The sequence below is a fragment of the Pseudomonas sp. TS_SC_3 genome, assembly GCF_056156225.1.
In genome coordinates this window covers 2,272,251-2,292,445 of record NZ_CM149586.1, presented here as the reverse complement: position 1 = coordinate 2,292,445, position 20,195 = coordinate 2,272,251, and the positions used below count along the sequence as shown (strand labels likewise).

General features: G+C 62.2%; 20 protein-coding genes. 18 read left to right on the top strand and 2 right to left on the bottom strand.

The features are described 5' to 3' along the window. Window positions 1–213 precede the first annotated feature (213 nt). Genes AC0J6G_RS11085 through AC0J6G_RS11075 form a run of 3 tightly spaced genes read left to right on the top strand, consistent with a single transcriptional unit; the run spans window position 214 to window position 3,411 of the window. Complete coding sequence (locus AC0J6G_RS11085) at window positions 214–465, top strand: OadG family protein (RefSeq protein ID WP_475247704.1); 252 nt, start codon at window positions 214–216, stop codon at window positions 463–465. 25 nt (window positions 466–490) lie between these two features. After that, complete coding sequence (gene oadA / locus AC0J6G_RS11080) at window positions 491–2,263, top strand: sodium-extruding oxaloacetate decarboxylase subunit alpha (protein WP_475247702.1); 1,773 nt, start codon at window positions 491–493, stop codon at window positions 2,261–2,263. 11 nt (window positions 2,264–2,274) lie between these two features. Then, a complete protein-coding gene (locus AC0J6G_RS11075; RefSeq protein ID WP_475247700.1) occupies window positions 2,275–3,411 on the top strand; it encodes a sodium ion-translocating decarboxylase subunit beta in 1,137 nt (378 codons plus the stop codon). An 89-nt stretch (window positions 3,412–3,500) separates the two neighbouring features. Here AC0J6G_RS11075 and AC0J6G_RS11070 read toward each other — a convergent pair whose 3' ends face one another. Beyond that, a complete protein-coding gene (locus tag AC0J6G_RS11070; protein ID WP_475247698.1) occupies window positions 3,501–3,812 on the bottom strand; it encodes an Arc family DNA-binding protein in 312 nt (103 codons plus the stop codon). Between the two features lie 393 nt (window positions 3,813–4,205). Here AC0J6G_RS11070 and phnC point away from each other — a divergent pair, with 393 nt between their 5' ends. The 14 genes from phnC to AC0J6G_RS11000 all read left to right on the top strand — a co-directional run bounded on the left by phnC (window position 4,206) and on the right by AC0J6G_RS11000 (window position 16,034). Further along, the gene (phnC, locus tag AC0J6G_RS11065; protein ID WP_475247696.1) at window positions 4,206–5,042 is read left to right on the top strand and encodes a phosphonate ABC transporter ATP-binding protein; all 837 of its coding nucleotides are present in this window, start codon (window positions 4,206–4,208) and stop codon (window positions 5,040–5,042) included. Between the two features lie 53 nt (window positions 5,043–5,095). Next, window positions 5,096–6,100 (top strand): phosphonate ABC transporter substrate-binding protein, encoded by a 1,005-nt coding sequence (gene phnD / locus AC0J6G_RS11060; RefSeq protein ID WP_475247694.1) that lies wholly within the window; start codon window positions 5,096–5,098, stop codon window positions 6,098–6,100. Window positions 6,101–6,166: 66 nt separating this feature from the next. Beyond that, the gene (gene phnE, locus AC0J6G_RS11055) at window positions 6,167–6,961 is read left to right on the top strand and encodes a phosphonate ABC transporter, permease protein PhnE (RefSeq protein WP_269381934.1); all 795 of its coding nucleotides are present in this window, start codon (window positions 6,167–6,169) and stop codon (window positions 6,959–6,961) included. 35 nt (window positions 6,962–6,996) lie between these two features. Continuing rightward, window positions 6,997–7,701: a phosphonate metabolism transcriptional regulator PhnF gene (phnF, locus tag AC0J6G_RS11050; protein WP_475247692.1), complete on the top strand. Its 705-nt coding sequence runs from the start codon at window positions 6,997–6,999 to the stop codon at window positions 7,699–7,701. A 13-nt stretch (window positions 7,702–7,714) separates the two neighbouring features. Then, window positions 7,715–8,191, top strand: coding sequence for a phosphonate C-P lyase system protein PhnG (phnG, locus tag AC0J6G_RS11045; protein WP_090251837.1), 477 nt, complete (start codon window positions 7,715–7,717; stop codon window positions 8,189–8,191). Next, window positions 8,191–8,802: a phosphonate C-P lyase system protein PhnH gene (gene phnH, locus AC0J6G_RS11040; protein WP_475247689.1), complete on the top strand. Its 612-nt coding sequence runs from the start codon at window positions 8,191–8,193 to the stop codon at window positions 8,800–8,802. Before phnG ends, phnH begins: the two co-directional genes overlap by 1 nt. Beyond that, a complete protein-coding gene (locus AC0J6G_RS11035; RefSeq protein ID WP_475247687.1) occupies window positions 8,802–9,893 on the top strand; it encodes a carbon-phosphorus lyase complex subunit in 1,092 nt (363 codons plus the stop codon). Before phnH ends, AC0J6G_RS11035 begins: the two co-directional genes overlap by 1 nt. Continuing rightward, a complete protein-coding gene (locus tag AC0J6G_RS11030) occupies window positions 9,890–10,768 on the top strand; it encodes an alpha-D-ribose 1-methylphosphonate 5-phosphate C-P-lyase PhnJ (protein WP_475247685.1) in 879 nt (292 codons plus the stop codon). Before AC0J6G_RS11035 ends, AC0J6G_RS11030 begins: the two co-directional genes overlap by 4 nt. Then, entirely contained in the window at window positions 10,765–11,574 is an 810-nt protein-coding gene (gene phnK / locus AC0J6G_RS11025) for a phosphonate C-P lyase system protein PhnK (protein ID WP_475247683.1), read from the top strand. The genes AC0J6G_RS11030 and phnK overlap by 4 nt, the downstream gene beginning before the upstream one ends. Before the next feature lie 52 nt (window positions 11,575–11,626). Further along, the gene (gene phnL / locus AC0J6G_RS11020) at window positions 11,627–12,340 is read left to right on the top strand and encodes a phosphonate C-P lyase system protein PhnL (RefSeq protein ID WP_475247681.1); all 714 of its coding nucleotides are present in this window, start codon (window positions 11,627–11,629) and stop codon (window positions 12,338–12,340) included. After that, window positions 12,330–13,475 carry an alpha-D-ribose 1-methylphosphonate 5-triphosphate diphosphatase gene (locus tag AC0J6G_RS11015; RefSeq protein WP_475247679.1) on the top strand — a complete coding sequence of 382 codons (1,146 nt, stop codon included), beginning with the start codon at window positions 12,330–12,332 and terminating at the stop codon, window positions 13,473–13,475. Before phnL ends, AC0J6G_RS11015 begins: the two co-directional genes overlap by 11 nt. Then, on the top strand, window positions 13,475–14,059 hold the full coding sequence (phnN, locus tag AC0J6G_RS11010) for a phosphonate metabolism protein/1,5-bisphosphokinase (PRPP-forming) PhnN (protein WP_475247677.1): 585 nt from the start codon (window positions 13,475–13,477) through the stop codon (window positions 14,057–14,059). Before AC0J6G_RS11015 ends, phnN begins: the two co-directional genes overlap by 1 nt. After that, complete coding sequence (gene phnP, locus AC0J6G_RS11005) at window positions 14,050–14,814, top strand: phosphonate metabolism protein PhnP (protein WP_475247675.1); 765 nt, start codon at window positions 14,050–14,052, stop codon at window positions 14,812–14,814. Before phnN ends, phnP begins: the two co-directional genes overlap by 10 nt. Beyond that, window positions 14,811–16,034, top strand: a complete 1,224-nt coding sequence (locus AC0J6G_RS11000; RefSeq protein ID WP_475247673.1) for an MFS transporter — start codon at window positions 14,811–14,813, stop codon at window positions 16,032–16,034. Before phnP ends, AC0J6G_RS11000 begins: the two co-directional genes overlap by 4 nt. Window positions 16,035–16,052: 18 nt before the next feature. Here AC0J6G_RS11000 and AC0J6G_RS10995 read toward each other — a convergent pair whose 3' ends face one another. Beyond that, window positions 16,053–16,520, bottom strand: a complete 468-nt coding sequence (locus AC0J6G_RS10995; protein WP_269381915.1) for an Lrp/AsnC family transcriptional regulator — start codon at window positions 16,518–16,520, stop codon at window positions 16,053–16,055. A gap of 199 nt (window positions 16,521–16,719) precedes the next feature. Here AC0J6G_RS10995 and AC0J6G_RS10990 point away from each other — a divergent pair, with 199 nt between their 5' ends. Next, the gene (locus AC0J6G_RS10990) at window positions 16,720–20,187 is read left to right on the top strand and encodes an indolepyruvate ferredoxin oxidoreductase family protein (protein WP_475247670.1); all 3,468 of its coding nucleotides are present in this window, start codon (window positions 16,720–16,722) and stop codon (window positions 20,185–20,187) included. Window positions 20,188–20,195: the final 8 nt, after the last annotated feature.

Genomic DNA, 20,195 nt, shown 5'->3' with positions numbered 1-20,195 from the left:
CTTGAAAAGCGGTTCGGCAGTCTCTTTTAAGCACTCGGTAACTGACTTGGTGAGATGACGCTTTCTTGAATGTAAGTGTCTCATTAGTCCGTATGAGGTTTGCTTCAAACGCTCGTTTCACGCTAAGGTTCGCCAGCTTTGCCCGGGACCGGCTCCTGGGCGCTCCTGTCTAATAATTAACGCAGCTCATACGTAGCTAGTAATGGAGCCAAGATGACCCCTAGTGAACTCCTGCTCGAGGGTGTCGAGCTCATGCTGTTCGGCCTGGGCACCGTATTTCTCTTTCTGATGCTATTGGTGCTGATGATCCGCGTGATGTCGTGGGTTATCGAGCGTTTTAGCGCCAAAGCCCCCATTCCTGTATCTGTGCCATCGGCAGTCAAGCCGGGCTCCAACGAGCCGAGTGCTGACGTGCTGATCGCCATCCAATCCGCTATCCACCAGCACCGCGCTCGTCGCGGCTGAGTCAGGTTCGACAGGGAGTATCTGCATGACTGCCGTAAAACAAGCGCTCGGGATTACCGATGTGGTGCTGCGCGACGCTCACCAATCCATCCTGGCCACCCGTGTGCGCCTGGAAGATATGCTGCCCATCGCGCCCAAGCTTGATCAGGTTGGTTTCTGGTCGGTGGAGTCCTGGGGTGGCGCGACCTTCGATGCGTGCATTCGCTACCTGGGCGAAGACCCATGGCACCGCATCCGCGAGCTGAAAAAAGCCATGCCAAATACCCGCCAGCAAATGCTGCTGCGCGGGCAGAACCTGTTGGGCTACCGCCATTACGCCGATGACGTGGTGGAAAAATTCGTCGAGCGCGCCGCCTTTAATGGCGTTGATGTGTTCCGCGTGTTCGACGCGATGAACGATCCGCGTAACCTGCAGACTGCGCTCAAAGCCGTCAAACAGCTTGGTAAGCATGCCCAGGGCACCATCTCATACACCACCAGCCCGGTGCATACCCTGCAAATGTGGGTCGACCTGGCCAAGCAGATTGAAGACATGGGCGCCGATTCGGTGGCTATCAAAGACATGGCGGGGATTCTTACCCCCTATACCGCCTTCGAGCTGGTCTCGCGCCTCAAGGCCAGTCTGAGTATCCCTATTCATATGCAGTGCCACGCCACGGCGGGGTTGTCATCCGTCGCCATTCTCAAGGCGGTGGAAGCCGGTATCGATAACGTCGACACCGCGATTTCCTCGTTGTCGATGACTTATGGCCATTCGCCGACTGAGTCTGTAGTGGCGATGTTCCAGGGCACTGAGCGCGATACCGGGCTTAACCTGGAGCTGCTCGAAGAAATTGCCGCCTACTTCCGTGAAGTGCGGAAGAAATACGCCAAGTTCGAGGGCAACCTCAAGGGTGTCGACTCGCGGATTCTGGTCGCCCAGGTGCCCGGCGGCATGTTGACCAATATGGAAGGCCAGCTGAAAGAGCAGGGCGCCCAGGACAAGTTTGACGAAGTGCTCGCTGAAATCCCGCGCGTGCGTGAAGACCTCGGCTTTATCCCGCTGGTGACGCCAACCTCGCAGATCGTTGGCACCCAGGCGGTAATCAACGTGCTGACTGGTGAGCGTTACAAATCAATCACCAAGGAAACCGCCGGTATCTTGAAGGGTGAGTACGGCGCAGCGCCGGCGCCGTTCAACAAAGCGCTGCAGGCGCGGGTGCTGGATGGTGCTGAAGCCATTACCTGCCGTCCTGCTGATCTGCTCGACGCCGAGATGGACAAGCTGACGGCTGAACTCAAGGGCATTGCCCAAGAGAAAGGCATCAAGCTGGCCGCTGATGAAATCGATGATGTGCTGACCTACGCCCTGTTCCCACAGATCGGGCTGAAATTTCTGCAAAACCGTGACAACCCGGCGGCCTTCGAGCCGGCACCGACGGGCAAGGAAACCCTGGCTCGTGAAGCCGGCAAGCCTGAGGTCTACACCGTTGAAGTGGGCGGCAAGTCCTACGTGGTGCAAGTCAACGAAGGCGGCGACATCGAGGGGCTCAAGGCTGTCGGCGGTGGCGCTACTTCTGTAGCAGTCGCTGCGCCAGTGGGCGCTGGCGAGCCGCAGAATGCTCCGCTGGCCGGCAATATTTTCAAGGTGCTGGTGCAGCCAGGCCATGCCGTGGAAGAGGGGCAGCTGGTGATCATCCTCGAAGCCATGAAGATGGAAACCGAGATCCGTGCGTTCAAGGCCGGCACCGTGGGTGCGGTCAACGTCAAGGTGGGCGATGCGGTGTCGGTGGGCGATAGCCTGCTGACCATCGGTTAAGGGGCGCGGTCATGGATAAGCTCCTCAAACTGTGGCAAAGCACCGGCCTCTATCATGTCGAGCCGGGTCAGCTGTTTATGATCGCGGTGTGCATCCTGCTGATCTATCTGGCGATCAAGAAGGGCTTCGAGCCGCTGCTGCTGTTGCCGATTGGGTTTGGCGGTCTGCTGGCCAACATCCCGGTGGCCAATATGGCCGAGGGGGCGGGCTTTCTGCACATGATCTACGAGGTGGGCCTGCCCACCAGTATCTTCCCGTTACTGATCTTCCTCGGCGTCGGCGCCATGACCGACTTCGGGCCGATGCTGGCCAACCCCAAAACCTTGCTCTTGGGGGCGGCGGCACAGTTCGGAATCTTCGGCACCCTGATGGGCGCGCTGGCGCTGACGGCGTTGGGTATTCCAGGGCTGGAGTTCACCCTCAAGGAAGCTGCTTCCATCGCCATCATTGGCGGTGCAGACGGCCCGACCTCGATTTTCGTGACCTCCAAGCTGGCTCCGCATCTGCTCGGCCCGATTGCGGTGGCGGCCTATGCCTATATGGCATTGGTACCCTTGATTCAGCCGCCGATCATGCGCGCCCTGACCACCAAGGAAGAGCGCGCCATTGTGATGCAGCAGCTGCGCCCTGTGGGCCAGGCCGAGAAGATCATCTTCCCGATCGTATTGTGCCTGCTGATCGGCATGCTGCTGCCGGATGCGGCGCCGCTGATTGGCATGTTCGCCCTGGGTAACTTACTGCGTGAGGCCGGTGTGGTCGAACGTCTGGCCGATACCTCGCGCAACGCGCTGATCAACATTGTCACCATCTTCCTCGGTCTGACTGTCGGTTCGAAGCTTTCGGCAGAGTCCTTCCTGCAGCTGAAAACCCTGGGCATCCTTAGCCTAGGTATGGTCGCGTTCTGCGCCGGTACGGCGGCCGGGGTGTTGATGGCCAAGTTTATGAACCTGTTCAGCAGCAACAAGATCAACCCGCTGATTGGCTCGGCCGGCGTCTCGGCGGTGCCGATGGCAGCGCGGGTGTCGAACAAGGTTGGGCTGGAAGCCAACCCGCAGAACTTCCTACTGATGCACGCCATGGGGCCGAACGTGGCTGGGGTGATTGGCTCGGCAGTGGCAGCGGGTGTGCTACTGAGCTTTGTTGGCTGATTAACACGAGCAATAAAAAACCGCCTAGGGGCGGTTTTTTATTGCTCGCAAAAACCGGTTTAGGACGGTTTCTGCATTATCTGGGCGATTTATTCGTTGGCCATTTCGACGTCGTGAGCAATCAGCGCCACAAGGGCATTCTGCTGGCGACGCGACAGCTGGCGGAAGCGTTGCAGCAGTTCACGCTCATGCAACGAAAGCTCGGGGCTGTCCACGCGCGTGTTCAGTTCATCGCCGAGCGCGCCTTCCTGGAGCATGCTTTGTTCAAGACGAGCGATGATCTCCGAGTTCATGCTGCGGTGATGGTTGCGGGCTACATCCGCGATACGCTCGCGCATACCGTCAGGCAGGCGAACAACGAATTTGTCAGCGGTACGGCTGGAATAGAGTGCTTGTTTCATAGGGCGCGTACATTAAACCGGTTAGTTTAGGAAAGCGATGCTGGCAATGGGCTATAGGATAGTCACTAGTCTGACAGCCGCCAGCCTTTGCCGTTCACTTGCAAAGCCAGTCGAGGCCTTATGAGTACTGATCGTGAGTTGATCATTATTTTGACGTCAAACTGATGTCGTATTTTGGGCGGGATGGAGGCTTTTGGCCAGTAGCGTTTGTCGGAAATGCGTCTGCTTCTACAAAAACCGAGCATAACGTCAGCGCTGTCGAAAAAACGTAAAGCAATAGTCATCTACGTGTCACGGTTCATTAATCGAGTTGACACAGGATTTGCCTACCTTGGTCTACACCAGCAAGCGGTCTCAAGCCGCGGTGTAACCGCTAATAAAAGGAGGCATTCCATGAGCGCAGTGATCCGGGTTGAGAGCCTGAACAAAACGTTCGGCCGCAAGCAGGCGCTGTTTGATCTGGCCCTGTCTGTCGAACCCGGTGAAATGGTGGCGCTGATCGGCGCTTCGGGTTCCGGTAAGTCAACCTTGCTGCGTCATGTGGCGGGCCTCGCCTGCTGCGATCGCAACGGCGGCGGCAGCATCCAAGTATTAGGCCGTGAAGTCCAGTCCGCCGGTCGCCTGAATGGCGAAGTTCGCCGTCTGCGTGCCGACATTGGCTACATCTTTCAGCAGTTCAACTTGGTTGGCCGCCTTAGCGTGCAGCAGAACGTGCTGCTCGGTTGCCTGGGGCGCATGCCGCGCTGGCGTGGCACCCTCGGCCTGTTCAATGCCGAAGAAAAGCAGCGTGCGCTGCAGGCCCTGGCTCGCGTGGGTCTGGCTGATCTGGCGCAGCAGCGAGCCTCGACCCTATCCGGCGGCCAGCAACAGCGCGTGGCGATTGCTCGTGCCTTGTGTCAGCGCGCCAAGGTGATTCTGGCCGATGAGCCGATTGCCTCGCTGGACCCCGAGTCCGCGCGCAAGGTCATGCAGATTCTTGCCGACATCAACCGCGAAGACGGCACCACCGTGGTGGTCACCTTGCATCAAGTCGACTACGCCATGCGCTATTGCCAGCGCGCCGTGGCGTTGAAAGCGGGGCGTATTCATTACGACGGCGCCGCCGCCGAGCTGCACCCCAACTTCCTTAACGATCTTTACGGCGCCGAGCTGATAGTCGAGCCGCAAGCCACCGAAAAATTGCGCCGTGCGCGCAAGGCAAAAGCCCCGCTTGCCCTGGCCAAGGCCTGAGCCCTTCCTGTTATGCCAACCCTGTATGTCCATCTGCACTAGGAGTGCTTTGCATGTTCAAACGTATCAGTCGCGTTCTCGCCGCGTCCACGCTGCTGGCCGGTTCGGTTCTGGGCGCCGCCCAGGCCACTGAGCAGGAAATCAATTTCGGCATCATCTCCACCGAGTCCTCGCAAAACCTGAAAAGCATGTGGGACCCCTTCCTGGCAGACATGAGTCAGCAGACCGGCCTGAAGATCAAAGCCTTCTTCGCCCCTGACTACGCCGGGATTATCCAAGGCATGCGTTTCGACAAGGTCGACATGGCCTGGTACGGCAACAAGGCTGCAATGGAAGCAGTGGACCGTGCCAATGGGCAGATCTTCGCCCAAACCGTCGCGGCCAACGGCACTCAGGGCTATTACAGCCTGATGGTGGCGCACAAGGACAGCCCGATCAATTCGATCGAAGACATGCTGAAAAATGCCAAGACCCTGACCTTCGCCAACGGCGACCCGAACTCCACCTCGGGCTATCTGGTACCGGGCTACTACGTGTTCGCGCAGAACAATGCCGACGCCAACAAGATCTTCAAGCGCGCGCTCAACGGCAGCCATGAAGTCAACGCCCTGTCGGTGGCCAACAAGCAGGTTGATGTCGGCACCTTCAACAGCGAAGGCATGGAGCGTCTGCAAGTGACTGCGCCGGACAAGGCCGCTCAGCTGAAAGTGATCTGGACCTCGCCGCTGATCCCGTCTGACCCGATGGTCTGGCGCAAGAACCTGGACGACGCCACCAAGAACAAGCTGCGTGAGTTCTTTATGACCTACGGCGACGAGCCGACCGAGCAGAAAGTCCTGGCCGGTCTGCAGTGGGCCAAGTTCAAGGCTTCCGATGACGATCAGCTGCTGCCGATCCGCCAGCTGGAACTGTTCAAGAAGCGCACCGAAGTGGCCAACAGCGACAAGCTCAACGTTGATGACAAGCAGGCGCAGCTCAAGGAGCTGGATGCCGAGCTGGCCAAGCTGGAAAAGCGCATGGCTGAAATCGCCAAGCAAAGCCCTGCCAGCGCTGGTTAATCGCAGTGCTCGACCCGCCGTCCACGGCGGGTCGTTTTCTTCTGCCGCTTGATTCGAGATGTTGTTATGACCACTTTGACCACCGCACCTACGCCCGACCTGATTGCCAAGCGTTCCTGGCTGCAGCTGATCGGCTGGGGGCTGTTCTTCGTTGTGTTGGCCTGGTCCTGGCAAGGCGCGGAGATGAATCCGCTGGCGCTGATCCGTGACTCCAGCAACATGGCGACCTTTGCCGCGGACTTCTTTCCGCCCGATTTCAGTAATTGGGAGCTGTACCTTAAGGAGATGATCGTCACCGTGCAGATCGCCCTGTGGGGCACGGTGCTGGCGATTGTTCTGGCTATCCCGCTGGGCATTCTCTGCTCGGAAAACATCGTGCCGTGGTGGGTCTACCAGCCGATCCGCCGGGTGATGGACGCCTGCCGTTCAATCAATGAAATGGTCTTCGCCATGCTCTTTGTGGTGGCGGTTGGCCTGGGCCCGTTCGCCGGGGTGCTGGCGCTGTTTATCGGCACCACCGGGGTGCTCGCCAAACTCTTTGCCGAAGCGGTCGAGGCCATCGATCCGGGCCCGGTTGAAGGCGTACGCGCCACTGGCGCCAGCGCGCTGCAGGAAGTCATCTACGGGGTGATTCCGCAGGTTCTGCCGCTGTGGATTTCCTACTCGCTGTACCGCTTCGAATCCAACGTGCGCTCGGCAACCGTGGTCGGCATGGTCGGCGCCGGTGGCATTGGGGTGATTCTCTGGGAAGCGATTCGCGGCTTCCAGTTCGCCCAGACCTGCGCCCTGCTGATCGTGATCATCCTGGTGGTCAGCTTGCTGGACATCATTTCGCAGCGCCTGCGCAAACAATTTATCTGACGGAGCCGGGTGCCTGCGGGCGCCCGTTTTTAAGCATGCACTTGTCTAGACAACCTGAGCCGCTGTACCGCGAACTGGCTGCCGTGCTGCGTGATGAGCTGCAGCGCATGAACCCCGGCGATTACCTGCCAGGCGAGGTGCAATTGGCCGCGCGTTTTGCCGTCAACCGCCACACCCTGCGCCGCGCAGTGGATGAGCTGGTGCTCGAAGGCCGCCTGCTGCGCCAGCAGGGCAAGGGCACGCGGGTGTTGGCCAAGCCGCTGATCTACCCGATGCAGGCTGGCAGCGCTTACAGCGCCTCGCTCTCGGCGCTTGGTCACAAGGTTGAAGCGCAGCTGCTGGAAAGCCGCCTGCGTCCGGCCGGTTGCGAGGAGCGTGAGTACCTGCAACTGCCTAGCGGTGCGCAACTGCTGGAGCTGAGCACCTTACGCCTAATTGAAGGCCAACCCGTCAGCTTGATTCGTCACGCCTTCAGCAGCGAACACGCCGAATTGCTCGCCGACTACCAGGGCGGCTCGCTTCGCCAGTACCTCAGCCAGCGCGGCCTGCCATTGACCCGCACCTTCAGCCTGATCGGCGCACGTCTGCCCAGCCGTGACGAGGCCGCGCGGCTGTTGATGCCCAAGCATGCGCCGCTGCTTAGCGTGCAAACCCTTTCCCGTGATCTGGCCGGACGGCCGGTGGAGCTGTCGTTATCGACCAGCCGCGCCGACCGCTTCCAATACCAGCTCGCCCTTTGATGGAGGCTTGTTGATGAACCGCGCACGACCGCAAAGCAACCTGCTGCACAGCGACCCGCAGATCGCCATTCGACAGCGCTGGATGGGCGTACTCGCCCGCGCCGGTGGCCAACTGGCGACCTATGAGTCGGCGTTGAAGGAAGCCGACTATCGCCTGATTCGCGCCCCGGAAATTGGCATGACCCTGGTACGCGGGCGTATGGGCGGCACCGGCAGCCCGTTCAACCTTGGCGAGATGAGCGTGACCCGCTGCGTGGTGCGCCTGGCTGATGGCCGCACCGGTTACAGCTACGTGGCCGGGCGCGACAAGCAGCATGCCGAACTGGCGGCTCTGGCCGACGCGCATTTGCAGGGCAGTGAACAGCCGCACTGGCTGAGCCGACTGATCGAGCCCCTGGCAGCTGCACAGCACGCCCAACAGGCGGCCAAGGCTGCCGAAACCGCCACCACTCAGGTGGAATTTTTCACCCTGGTCAGAGGAGAAGACTGATGAACGCGGCGAATAGCTCGCAATGGCTGCAACCGGCTTTCAACGACCCGGTGCTGGACGCGCAAACCAGCTTTCGCAGCGCCCTCAAGGCGCTGGCCGAGCCAGGCCTGATACAACCGCTTAACCGCGCCCTGGCCCTGGAAAACCTGCAACCGGCTACTTATGCCCTGTGCCTGGCGTTTCTCGATGGCGACACGCCGCTGTGGCTGGCGCCGTGTTTCGACACCCCGGCGATCCGCGCCAACTTGGCCTTTCACTGCGGCTGCCCGATTGTTGCCGAGCGCGAGTTGGCGCTGTTTGCCCTGCTCGATGAGCGCGAACTGAGCGACCTGTCGGCGTTCGACAATGGCAGCGAGCGCTACCCCGATCAGTCCTGCACCTTGCTGATCCAGCTCGACGCCCTCAGCAATGGTGACGCGCTGCGCTGGCGTGGGCCGGGCATCAAGGACGTGCGTTGTGTCGAGCTGCCGCTGCCGCCGGTGTTCTGGCAGCAGCGTCAGGCGCGCAGTGCGTTTCCCCGTGGCCTCGATGCCTTCTTCGCCGCTGGCGAGCAGGTCATCGGCCTGCCGCGCAGCACCCATGTGCTGCTCAATGCAGAGGAGGCGGCCTGATGTACGTCGCGGTCAAAGGTGGCGAACGCGCCATCGACAATGCCCACTTGCTGCTGGCAAAAAAACGCCGTGGTGATACCGCCATTCCCGAGCTGAGCGTTGCGCAAGTACGCGAGCAAATGCCGCTGGCGGTGGCGCGGGTCATGAGCGAAGGCTCGCTGTACGACCCGCAGTTGGCCGCTCTGGCGATCAAGCAGGCGGCCGGTGACCTGATGGAGGCGATCTTCCTGCTGCGCGCCTACCGCACCACGTTGCCGCGCTTCGGTGTCAGCGCCGCGCTGGACACCACGCAGATGCAGCTGACTCGGCGCATCTCGGCAACCTTTAAGGACCTGCCCGGCGGCCAATTGCTCGGCCCGACCTTCGACTACAGCCACCGTCTGCTGGATTTCGCTCTGCTGGCCGAGGGCGAGCAGCCAGGGCCGCAGGTCGATCCGCAAGCTGAGCTGTCGCCATGCCCACGGGTGCTGGATTTTCTCGCCGACGAAGGCCTGATGGCCCGCGAGGCGGATGACGGCGCCGCCGTGCCGGATATCACCCGCGAGCCGCTGGATTTTCCCGCCAGTCGCGCCCAGCGCCTGCAGGCCCTGGCCCGAGGTGATGAAGGCTTTCTGCTGGCGCTGGGCTATTCCACCCAGCGCGGCTACGGCCGCAATCACCCCTTTGCCGGGGAGATCCGCATTGGCGAGGTCGAGGTCTGGCTGGAGCCGGAAGAACTCGGCTTCGCCGTGCCGCTGGGCGATATCGAGGTGACCGAGTGCGAGATGGTTAACCAGTTCGTCGGCGGCAAGGGCATCGATGCGCAGTTCACCCGTGGCTACGGCCTGGCCTTCGGCTATGCCGAGCGCAAGGCCATGGGCATGGCCCTGGTCGACCGCTCGCTGCGCGCGGCCGAGTACGCCGAGGAAGTGGACGGCCCGGCGCAGCAGGAAGAATTCGTGCTGATGCACTGCGACAACGTCGAGGCCGCGGGCTTCGTCTCGCACCTGAAATTGCCGCACTACGTCGACTTCCAATCTGAGCTGGAGCTGATCCGCAAACTGCGCAAGCAGACCCGCGAGCAGCCATCCGCCGAGGAGCAACGCGCATGAATGCCCAAAGCCAGATCACCCGTGCCCCGGAAGCCGGGTACAACTTTGCTTATCTCGATGAGCAGACGAAAAGAATGATCCGCCGTGGCCTGCTCAAGGCCGTGGCGATTCCCGGTTATCAGGTGCCGTTCGGTGGACGCGAGATGCCGCTGCCCTATGGCTGGGGCACCGGCGGTATGCAACTGACCGCAGCGATTCTCGGTGCTGACGATGTGCTTAAGGTGATCGACCAGGGCGCGGATGACACCACCAACGCGGTGTCGATCCGCCGCTTCTTCGCCCGCACTGCCGGAATCAAAACCACCACCCGCACGCCCGAGGCGACGGTGATTCAGACCCGTCACCGGATTCCGGAAACGCCGCTCAATGGTGACCAGATCATGGTCTATCAGGTGCCGATCCCTGAGCCGCTGCGCTTTATCGAGCCCTCGGAAACCGAGACCCGCACCATGCATGCGCTGGAAGACTACGGCGTGATGCACGTGAAGCTGTACGAGGACATCGCCACCTTCGGCCATATCGCCACCAGCTACGCCTACCCGGTGACGGTGGATGAGCGCTACGTGATGGACCCCTCGCCGATCCCCAAATTCGACAACCCCAAGCTGCACATGAGCCCGGCGCTGATGCTGTTCGGCGCCGGCCGCGAGAAGCGTTTGTATGCCGTGCCGCCGTTTACTCGGGTGGTAAGCCTGGATTTTGCCGATCACCCGTTCGAGATCCAGCGTTGGGACGAATGCTGCGCCTTCTGTGGCAGCCAGGATTCCTACCTCGACGAGCTGATTGTCGACGACGCCGGGACCAAGCGCTTCGTCTGCTCTGACACCGATTACTGCATGCAACGCCGTGACCTTGAAGAGGAGGGCGAGCAATGAGTGCTGCCGAGAAAATGCACCTGCACACCGACACGGCGCAGCCGCTGTTCAGCGTGCGCGACCTGACTCGCCTGTACGGCCTGGAGAAGGGCTGCCAGGGCGTGTCGTTTGATCTGTATCCGGGCGAAGTGCTGGGCATTGTCGGCGAGTCCGGCTCGGGCAAGTCGACCCTGCTTAGCCTGCTTTCCGGGCGCTGCCCGCCGGATCGCGGTTCAGTCAGTTATCGCGATACGGCCGGCAACTGGATCGATCTATACAGCGCTAGCGAGGCACAGCGGCGCACGCTGCTGCGCACCGAGTGGGGTTTTGTTGAGCAGAACCCGCGTGACGGTCTGCGCATGGGCGTGTCTGCCGGGGCCAATATCGGCGAGCGGCTGATGGCTCAGGGCGTGCGCCATTACGGCGAGTTGCGCGCGGCCGGCATCGACTGGCTGCAACAGGTGGAGATTGACCCTCTGCGCATCGACGACCTGCCGCGCACCTTCTCCGGCGGTATGCAGCAGCGCTTGCAGATCGCCCGCAATCTGGTGTCTAGCCCACGGCTGATCTTTATGGACGAACCCACCGGCGGCCTTGATGTGTCGGTGCAGGCGCGCCTGCTCGACCTGTTGCGCGGCCTGGTGCGCGAGCTGGACCTGGCGGTGGTGATCGTCACCCACGACCTAGCGGTGGCGCGCTTGCTGGCCGACCGGCTGATGGTGATGCGCCGCTCCCATGTGGTCGAGGCCGGTCTGACCGATCAGATTCTCGATGACCCGCAGCATCCCTATTCGCAGTTGCTGGTGTCGTCTGTCCTGCAGCCCTGACGTGTGTGCAGCCCGGATTGCATGCGGGCTGCCGGTCAATATGAGGTCAATCATGAATACGCTTATCGAGGTCTCCGGCCTCAGCAAGACCTTCACCCTGCATCAGCAGCACGGCGTGGTGCTGAATGTATTAAGCGGACTGCATTTCAGCGTGCGCGCCGGCGAGTGCCTGGTGCTGCACGGCCAATCCGGCGCCGGCAAATCGACCTTGCTGCGCACCCTGTACGGCAACTACCTGGCCGCCGGCGGCAGCATTCGCGTGTTGCACAACGGCGCATGGGTTGAGCTAGTCGGTGCCGAACCGCGTCAGGTGCTGGCGGTGCGTCGGCAGACCCTGGGCTATGTCAGCCAGTTTCTGCGGGTGATTCCTCGGGTCGCCACTCTGGATGTGGTGATGGAACCGGCCCTGGCCCGTGGCTGGAGCAAGGCGGATGCTGAAGCGCGGGCGAAAGGCCTGCTCAGTCGCCTGAACATTCCGCAGGCCTTGTGGCAGTTGGCCCCCGGCACCTTCTCGGGCGGCGAGCAGCAGCGGGTGAATATCGCCCGCGGCTTTATGGTCGCCTGGCCCCTGATGCTGCTGGATGAACCCACTGCCTCCCTGGACGACGCCAACCGTCAGGTGGTGTTGGAGCTGATTGCTGAAGCCAAGGCCGACGGTAGCGCGCTGATCGGCATCTTCCACGACCGCGCCGCCCGTGAGGCGGTGGCCGATCGTTATCTGGACATGAGCGCTGCGGCGCAGCAGGAGTATGTATATGCCGGTTGAACAGATTCTTACCAACGCGCGGATCGTAACCGCCGAGCAGGAGTTTGTCGGCACCCTGGTGCTGCGCGACGGCCTGATTGCCCAGGTAGAAGAGGGCGTTAGCGGCTTGCCCCAGGCGCAGAACTTGAACGGTGATTACCTGCTGCCCGGCCTGGTCGAGCTGCACACGGATAACCTGGAAAAATACATGAGCCCACGGCCGGGGGTGGATTGGCCATCGGCCTCGGCGGTGCTGACCCACGATGCGCAGATCGCTTCGGCGGGCATCACCACGGTGTTCGATGCCCTGGCGATTGGCGACGTCAATCCGCGCGGCAAGCGTATGCAGCAACTGCCGGCGATGCTCGAAGCGATTGCTGAGGCGGCAGCGGCCGGCTATATGCGCGCCGATCACCGCCTGCACCTGCGCTGCGAGGTCTGCCACCCTGAGACCCTGGCGGTCTTTCGCGATCTGGTTGAGCACCCGCTGGTGCAGCTGGTGTCGGTGATGGACCACGCGCCGGGCCAGCGCCAGTTCGCCAAGGAAGACAAATACCGCGAGTACTACATGGGCAAGTACCACCTCAGCGAAGCGGAGATGGAGGCCTTTATCATCGAGCAGGTGGGTAACTCGCGGCAGTACAGTGACCGTCAGCGCCGCAGCATTGTTGCCGATTGCCAGGCCCGTGGTATTTCCGTGGCCAGCCATGACGACGCGACCCTGGCCCATGTGCAGGAGTCGGCGAGCTTTGGCATGTCCATCGCCGAATTTCCCACCACCCTGGAGGCGGCCAAGGCCAGCCACGAGCTGGGCCTGAAGGTACTGATGGGCGCGCCGAATATCGTGCGCGGTGGTTCGCACTCGGGCAATATCGCCGCCGCTGAACTGGCTCAGCGGGGTGTGCTGGATATCCTCTCCAGCGACTACTACCCGGCCAGCCTGTTGCAGGCCGCTTTGCTGCTGGCAGGGCAGGACAACGCGTATGATCTGCCGCGCGCCATCGCCACCGTCAGCCAAGTGCCGGCACAGGCAGCGGGGCTGCATGATCGTGGCGAAATCCGCGTCGGCCTGCGTGCCGACCTGGTGCAGGCGCAGGTGCACGCGGGCCAGGCGGTGATCCAGCAAGTCTGGCGACAAGCGAAAAGGGTGTTCTGATGAGTGGCCGGTTGATCTATCTGATGGGGCCTTCGGGCTCGGGCAAGGACAGCCTTCTGAATGCCGCGCGTGAGCGCTTGGCCGAGCAGGGTTGTGTGATCGCCCGGCGGATCATCACCCGCTCGGCGGAAGCGGTGGGCGAGGACGCCATCGGTGTGTCGCCGGCCGAGTTCGACCAGCAGGAAGCCGCCGGCGCCTTTGCTATGAGTTGGCGCGCCAACGGCCTGGCCTATGGCATCCCACGGCAGATCGATGACTGGCTGGCGGCGGGGCAGGACGTGCTGGTGAATGGTTCGCGCGGCTATCTGCCTAAGGCACGCGAACGTTATCCCGAACTGCTGGCGATTCTGCTGCAGGTGGATGAAGCAGCCCTACGCCAGCGCCTGCAGGCGCGTGGCCGGGAAAGCGCCGAGCAGATCGAGGCCCGCCTGGCGCGCAGCCGCGAACTGCAACTTCCTTCTGCCACGGTGGCGGTGGATAGCGACGAAGGCGAATCGCAATGGTTGTTGAATAACTCCGGCCCGCTCGACCAGACCGTCACCCAGTTGCTGCAACTGCTTAGCGATGCGCGCGCATGCGCCTGACCCTGCTCGGCACCGGCGATGCCCGTCAGGTGCCGGTGTACAACTGCAGCTGCGCAGCCTGCGACAGCGCACGGGTTTACCCAGCGCGGCGCCGTGGCCCCTGTTGCGCGCTGATCGAATGTGGCGCGCAGCGCTGGCTGATCGACTCGGGGCTGACCGATTTGTGCGAGCGCTTTCCGCCCCATAGCCTGAGTGGCGTTCTGCAAACCCATTACCACGCCGATCACGCTCAGGGCTTGCTGCACCTGCGCTGGGGGCAGGGGCTGATTATTCCGGTGCATGGCCCTGATGATCCAGAAGGCTTGGCCGACTTGCACAAGCACCCCGGCATTCTCGATTTCAGCCAGCCGTTTGCCGCCTTCGAGCGGCGGCAACTGGGTGAGTTAAGCGTCACGGCGCTGCCGCTTAATCACTCCAAACCGACCTTTGGTTATCTACTGCAAGGCTTAACGGCGAGTGGCGAACAGCGGCGTATCGCCTATCTGACCGACACCCTCGGTGTGCCGGACGCCAGCGCCGAGGTGCTGCGCCAGCAGCCGCTAGATCTGCTGGTGCTGGATTGCTCCACCGCGCCGCAACCCATCGCCCCGCGCAACCACAACGACCTGACCCGCGCCCTGGAAGTGGTTGAGCAGCTGCGGCTTAGAGAAACCGTGCTGACCCATATCGGCCACAGCTTTGACGCCTGGCTGTTAGATAACCCCGACGCCTTACCGGCTGGCGTAAGCCTGGCTTTTGACGGGCGGGTGTTATGAATAACACCCGCCGCATCACCCTGCTGCTGTGCGGCGCGGAAACCCTGGGCATGGCTGGCTTTGCTTTGTTTGCCGCCTTGCTGCCGGACTTTCAGGCGCTCTGGGGGCTCTCCAATACTCAAGCTGGCTGGATCGGTGGCGGGTTCTTTCTCGGCTATATGGTCGCGGTACCGATCCTTACCGGGCTGACCGACAAATACGATGCGCGGCTGATCTACCTCGCCGCGATGCTGCTGACGGCGGCGGCCAATGCCGGCTTTATCTTCGCCGATGGCTTCTGGTCGGCTCTGGCCTGGCGCGTGCTGGCGGGCGTTGGCCTGGCCGGCACTTACATGCCTGGGCTTAAGGCGCTGTCCGAACGTATCGAAGGGCCGGCGCAGTCGCGCGCGGTGGCGTTCTATACGGCGAGCTTCGGCTTGGGCACTGCGCTGTCGTTTATCCTCGCCGGCGAGCTGGCCAAGTTCGGCGGCTGGCAGTTGCCGACTCTGCTCAGCGGTGTTTGCGCCTTGCTGGCCTGGGCCATGGTCTATTGGGGCTTGCAGCCCAAGGCGGTGCTGCAGCATGCGCCGCGCAAATTGCTGGACCTGGCGCCGCTGAAAAACCGCGCGGTTGCCGCCTACTGCTTGGCTTATGCGGTGCATAACCTTGAGCTGTTCGCCATGCGCGCCTGGGTGGTGGCTTTTGTGGTGTTCTCCGGGCAATTGCAGGGCAGCGATCCCTGGCTGTCCGGCACCTGGGTGGCGATGCTGGTGACCCTGATTGGCATGCCGGCGAGCATCTTCGGCAACGAGCTGGCGCTGCGTTTCGGTCGGCAGCGTTGGCTGATCGCGGTGATGCTCAGCTCGACGGTGCTGGCGCTGTTTATCGGCCTGAGTGCGGCCTTGCCGTTCTGGCTGATGCTGGTGCTGGTGTTGCTCTACAGCATCACTGTCACCGCCGACTCGTCATCCTTGACGGCTGGTCTGATCGCCGTAGCCCCAGCCAGCCACCGCGGCACGGCCATGGCACTGTATTCCTGCACCGGCTTTAGTGGCGCCTTTCTCGGGCCGCTGCTGTTTGGCATCAGCCTGGATGTGCTGGGCGACAAGAGCCTGCTCGGCTGGTGGGCGGCCTTTACCCTGATGGGCCTGCTATTGCTGCTCGGCCCGCTGGCATTGTGGTGGGCGGGCAAAGCGCAGTCGGAACGCACCCTGCGGCAGCCGCGTGCGGAGGCGGCATAGGCAAGGCGATCTCACGCCTTAATCCAGCGGCAACTCGGTGGTGCGTTTGACCTCGCTCATGGCGATATGCGAGTGCGCTTCGTGCACATGCGGGCGTTGCAGCAGGTGGTCGCGCAGAAAACGTTCGTAGCTGGCGATGTCCTTGGCCACCACCTTGAGCAGGTAATCCGAGCCGCCGGCCATGGTGAAACACTCCAGTACCTCGGGGTAACCGACCACGGCGCGCTCGAATTCTTCCAGGTTGCTGCGCCCGTGCGCCGACAGCTTGATATCGACAAATACGGTGATGCTGAAGCCCAGCTGCTTGTGGCTGAGCAGGGCCACCTTGCGCTCGATAATGCCGTCTTCCTGCATGCGATGAATCCGCCGCCAGCAGGGTGATTGTGACAACTCCACCTTCTCGGCGATCTCGGCGGCGGAGAGGTCGGCGTTGTGTTGCAGCAGGCGGAGAATCTTGCGGTCGATGGGGCTGAGTTTTTCTTGCATGACGGTTCCGCATTTTTTGTTTTTGTTGGATTAATCATGCGCAGTATCTGCAAAAGAGCCAGCAAATAGGAAAAATTTCTCAGCACTGCTCGGTCATATTTTTAGCCAGTCGTTGCGCGCGGCGATCCCGCACGCAACAGAACAGGGTGGCACCCACCGTTGCCGCCCAGCTCGCCAAAATAATAAAAGGAGCGCCCCAATGTCTCTGGCCGAGATCCGCCTGGATGACAAGTACCGCCTTGCGACCGGTCACCTCTACCTGACCGGCACCCAGGCGCTGACCCGTCTGCCCATGCTGCAAAAACAGCGTGATGCCGCCCATGGCCTGAATACCGCGTGCTTTATCTCCGGCTACCGGGGCTCGCCGTTGGGCAACCTCGACAAGAGCCTGTGGGACGCCAAGCAGTACCTCAAAGAGAATCACATCCACTTCCAGCCGGGCGTCAACGAAGAGTTGGCCGCCACCTCGGTGTGGGGCAGCCAGCAGACCAGCCTGTTCCCCGGCGCGCGCTACGACGGTGTATTTGCCATGTGGTACGGCAAGGGCCCGGGTGTGGACCGCTGCGGTGATGTGTTCAAGCACGGCAACTCGGCCGGCGTTTCCGAGCATGGCGGCGTGCTGCTGCTGGCCGGCGACGACCATGGCTGCAAGTCTTCGAGCATCGCCAACCAGAGCGAGCATGCGTTTATCGCCGCTTCGATCCCGGTACTCAACCCGGCCAACGTTCAGGAAATTCTCGATTACGGCATCATCGGCTGGGAGCTTTCGCGCTACAGCGGTTGCTGGGTGGCGTTGAAAACCATCGCCGAGAACGTCGACTCTTCCGCCGTGGTGGATGTTGATCCGCTGCGCATGCAGGTGAAGATTCCCGAGGACTTCCAGCTGCCGGAAGACGGCGTGTATATCCGCTGGCCGGACCCACCCCTGGCTCAGGAAGCGCGCCTTAACACCTACAAGATCTACGCCGCCCGCGCCTTTGCGCTGGCCAACAACCTCAACCAGATCAAGCTTGATTCGCTCAACCCGCGCCTGGGGATTATCACCACCGGCAAGTCTTACCTCGACGTGCGCCAGGCTCTGGATGACCTCGGCCTGGATGAAGCGCTGTGCGCCCAGGTGGGCCTGCGCGTGCTCAAGGTCGGCATGAGCTGGCCGCTGGAACCGGTGTCGGTGCATGAATTCGCCGAGGGCCTGGACGAGATTCTGGTGGTCGAGGAAAAACGCAGCATTATCGAAGACCAGCTCACCGGCCAGCTGTACAACTGGCCCGTTGGCAAGCGCCCTGTAGTGGTGGGTGAGTTCGACGAAGCCGGCCATTCGCTGCTGCCGAACCTGTCCGAACTGACCCCGGCGATGATCGCCCGCGCCATCGCCAAACGCCTCGCGCCGATCTACAGCAGCCCGCAGATCGAAGAGCGCCTGGCGTTTCTCGCTGCCAAGGAAGCCTCGCTGGCCGCGCCCAAGCACACCACCGTGCGCACCCCGCATTTCTGCTCCGGCTGCCCGCACAACACCTCGACCAAACTGCCGGAAGGCAGCCGCGCTCAGGGCGGTATCGGTTGCCACTACATGACCCAGTGGATGGACCGTAACACCGACACCTTTACCCAGATGGGCGGCGAGGGCGCGACCTGGATCGGCCAGGCGCCGTTTACCGACACCCCGCATATCTTCCAGAACCTCGGCGACGGCACCTACTTCCATTCAGGGCAACTTGCGTTGCGGGCTGCGGTGGCCGCCGGGGTGAATATCACCTACAAGATTCTCTACAACGATGCGGTGGCCATGACTGGCGGCCAGCCAATCGACGGTGAACTGCGCGTCGATCAACTGAGCCAGCAGGTGTACGCCGAAGGGGTGAAACGCATCGCCCTGGTTACCGACGAGCCGGACAAGTACCCGACGCGCAACACCTTCGCGCCCATCGTCACCTTCCACCATCGCCGCGACCTGGATGCCGTGCAGCGTGAGCTGCGCGAGTTCCAGGGCTGCTCAGTGATCATCTATGACCAGACCTGCGCCACCGAGAAACGCCGTCGGCGTAAGCGCGGCAAGCTGGTCGATCCGCAGAAGCGTGCCTTTATCAACCCGGCAGTGTGCGAAGGCTGTGGTGATTGCAGCGTGAAATCCAACTGCCTGTCAGTGCTGCCGCTGGAAACCGAACTGGGGCGCAAGCGCGAGATCGACCAGAACTCCTGTAACAAGGATTTCAGCTGCGTCGAAGGCTTCTGCCCAAGCTTTGTCACCGTGCACGGCGGCAGCCTGCGCAAACCCACGGCCGTCGGCCTGGGCGCGCTATTTATCGCCCTGCCGGAGCCGCGCCAACCCGCGCTGGATCGCCCCTGGAATATCCTCCTGCCGGGTGTCGGCGGCAGCGGTGTAACCACCGTCGGCGCATTGCTCGGCATGGCCGCGCATATCGAAGGCAAGGGCTGCAGTGTGCTCGATCAGGCTGGCCTGGCGCAGAAGTTCGGCCCGGTGATCACCCATATCCGTGTCGCCGCCAAGCAGGACGATATCTTCGCGGTGCGTATCGCCGCCGGTGAAACCGACCTGCTGCTGGGCTGCGATCTGGTGGTGTCGGCCAGCGAAGAAGCCCTGGCCAAACTGAATGACAAGATCGCCCATGCGGTGGTCAACAGCCATGAAGCCGCCACCGCCGAATTCACCCGCAACCCCGATGCTCAGGTGCCGGGCGCAGCCATGCGCGAAGCGCTGATCGAAGCGGTGGGCGCGAGCAAAACCCATTTTGTTGATGCCAGCCGTCTGGCCACGCGCCTGCTCGGCGACAGCATCGCCACCAACCTGTTTATGCTCGGCTTCGCTTACCAGAAAGGCCTGGTGCCGGTTTCCGCCGAAGCCATCAACAAGGCCATCGAGCTTAACGGCGTGGCCGTGCAGCTCAATCAGCAGGCATTCCTCTGGGGCCGTCGTGCGGCCCATGATGCGGTCGCCGTGGAGCGTCTGGCCAAGCCAGAAGTGATCGAAGCGCCGCATTGCCAGACCCTGGAAGACATCATCGCTGACCGCGTTAGGCGCCTGACTGCCTACCAGAACGCCGCCTACGCCGAGCGCTACCGCGAGCAGGTGGCGCGGGTGCAGCAGGTCGACAAGAGCGCTGACCAGGCGCTGAGCAAGGCCGTGGCGCGTTACTACTTCAAACTGCTGGCCTACAAGGACGAGTACGAAGTGGCGCGGCTGTACAGCGATGGCAGTTTTATCCGCCAGCTGGAGGCGCAGTTCAGTGGTGATTACCGCCTGGAGTTCCACCTGGCACCGTCCTGGCTGAGCAAGCCGGATGCCAGCACCGGCGAGCCGCGCAAGCGTCAGTTCGGCGCCTGGATGCTCAAAGCGTTCGGCGTGCTGGCCAAGTTCAAGTTTCTGCGTGGCACCCCGCTGGACCTGTTCGGCTACAGCGCCGAGCGCAAGCTGGAGCTGGACCTGATCGACGACTACGAGCAGAACCTGGAATACCTGCTCAAGGAACTCAACGCCGACAACTACCGCACCGCACTGGCCCTGGCCGAGCTGCCGGAGCAGATCCGCGGCTATGGCCACGTCAAGGAACGCAGCCTGGCCAAAGTGCGCGAGCAGAGCAGCCAGCTCAAGGCGCGCATGCTGGTCAGCGAGATTCAGGCGGTGCAGTTGTTCGAGCCGGCCGCATAACAAACCCA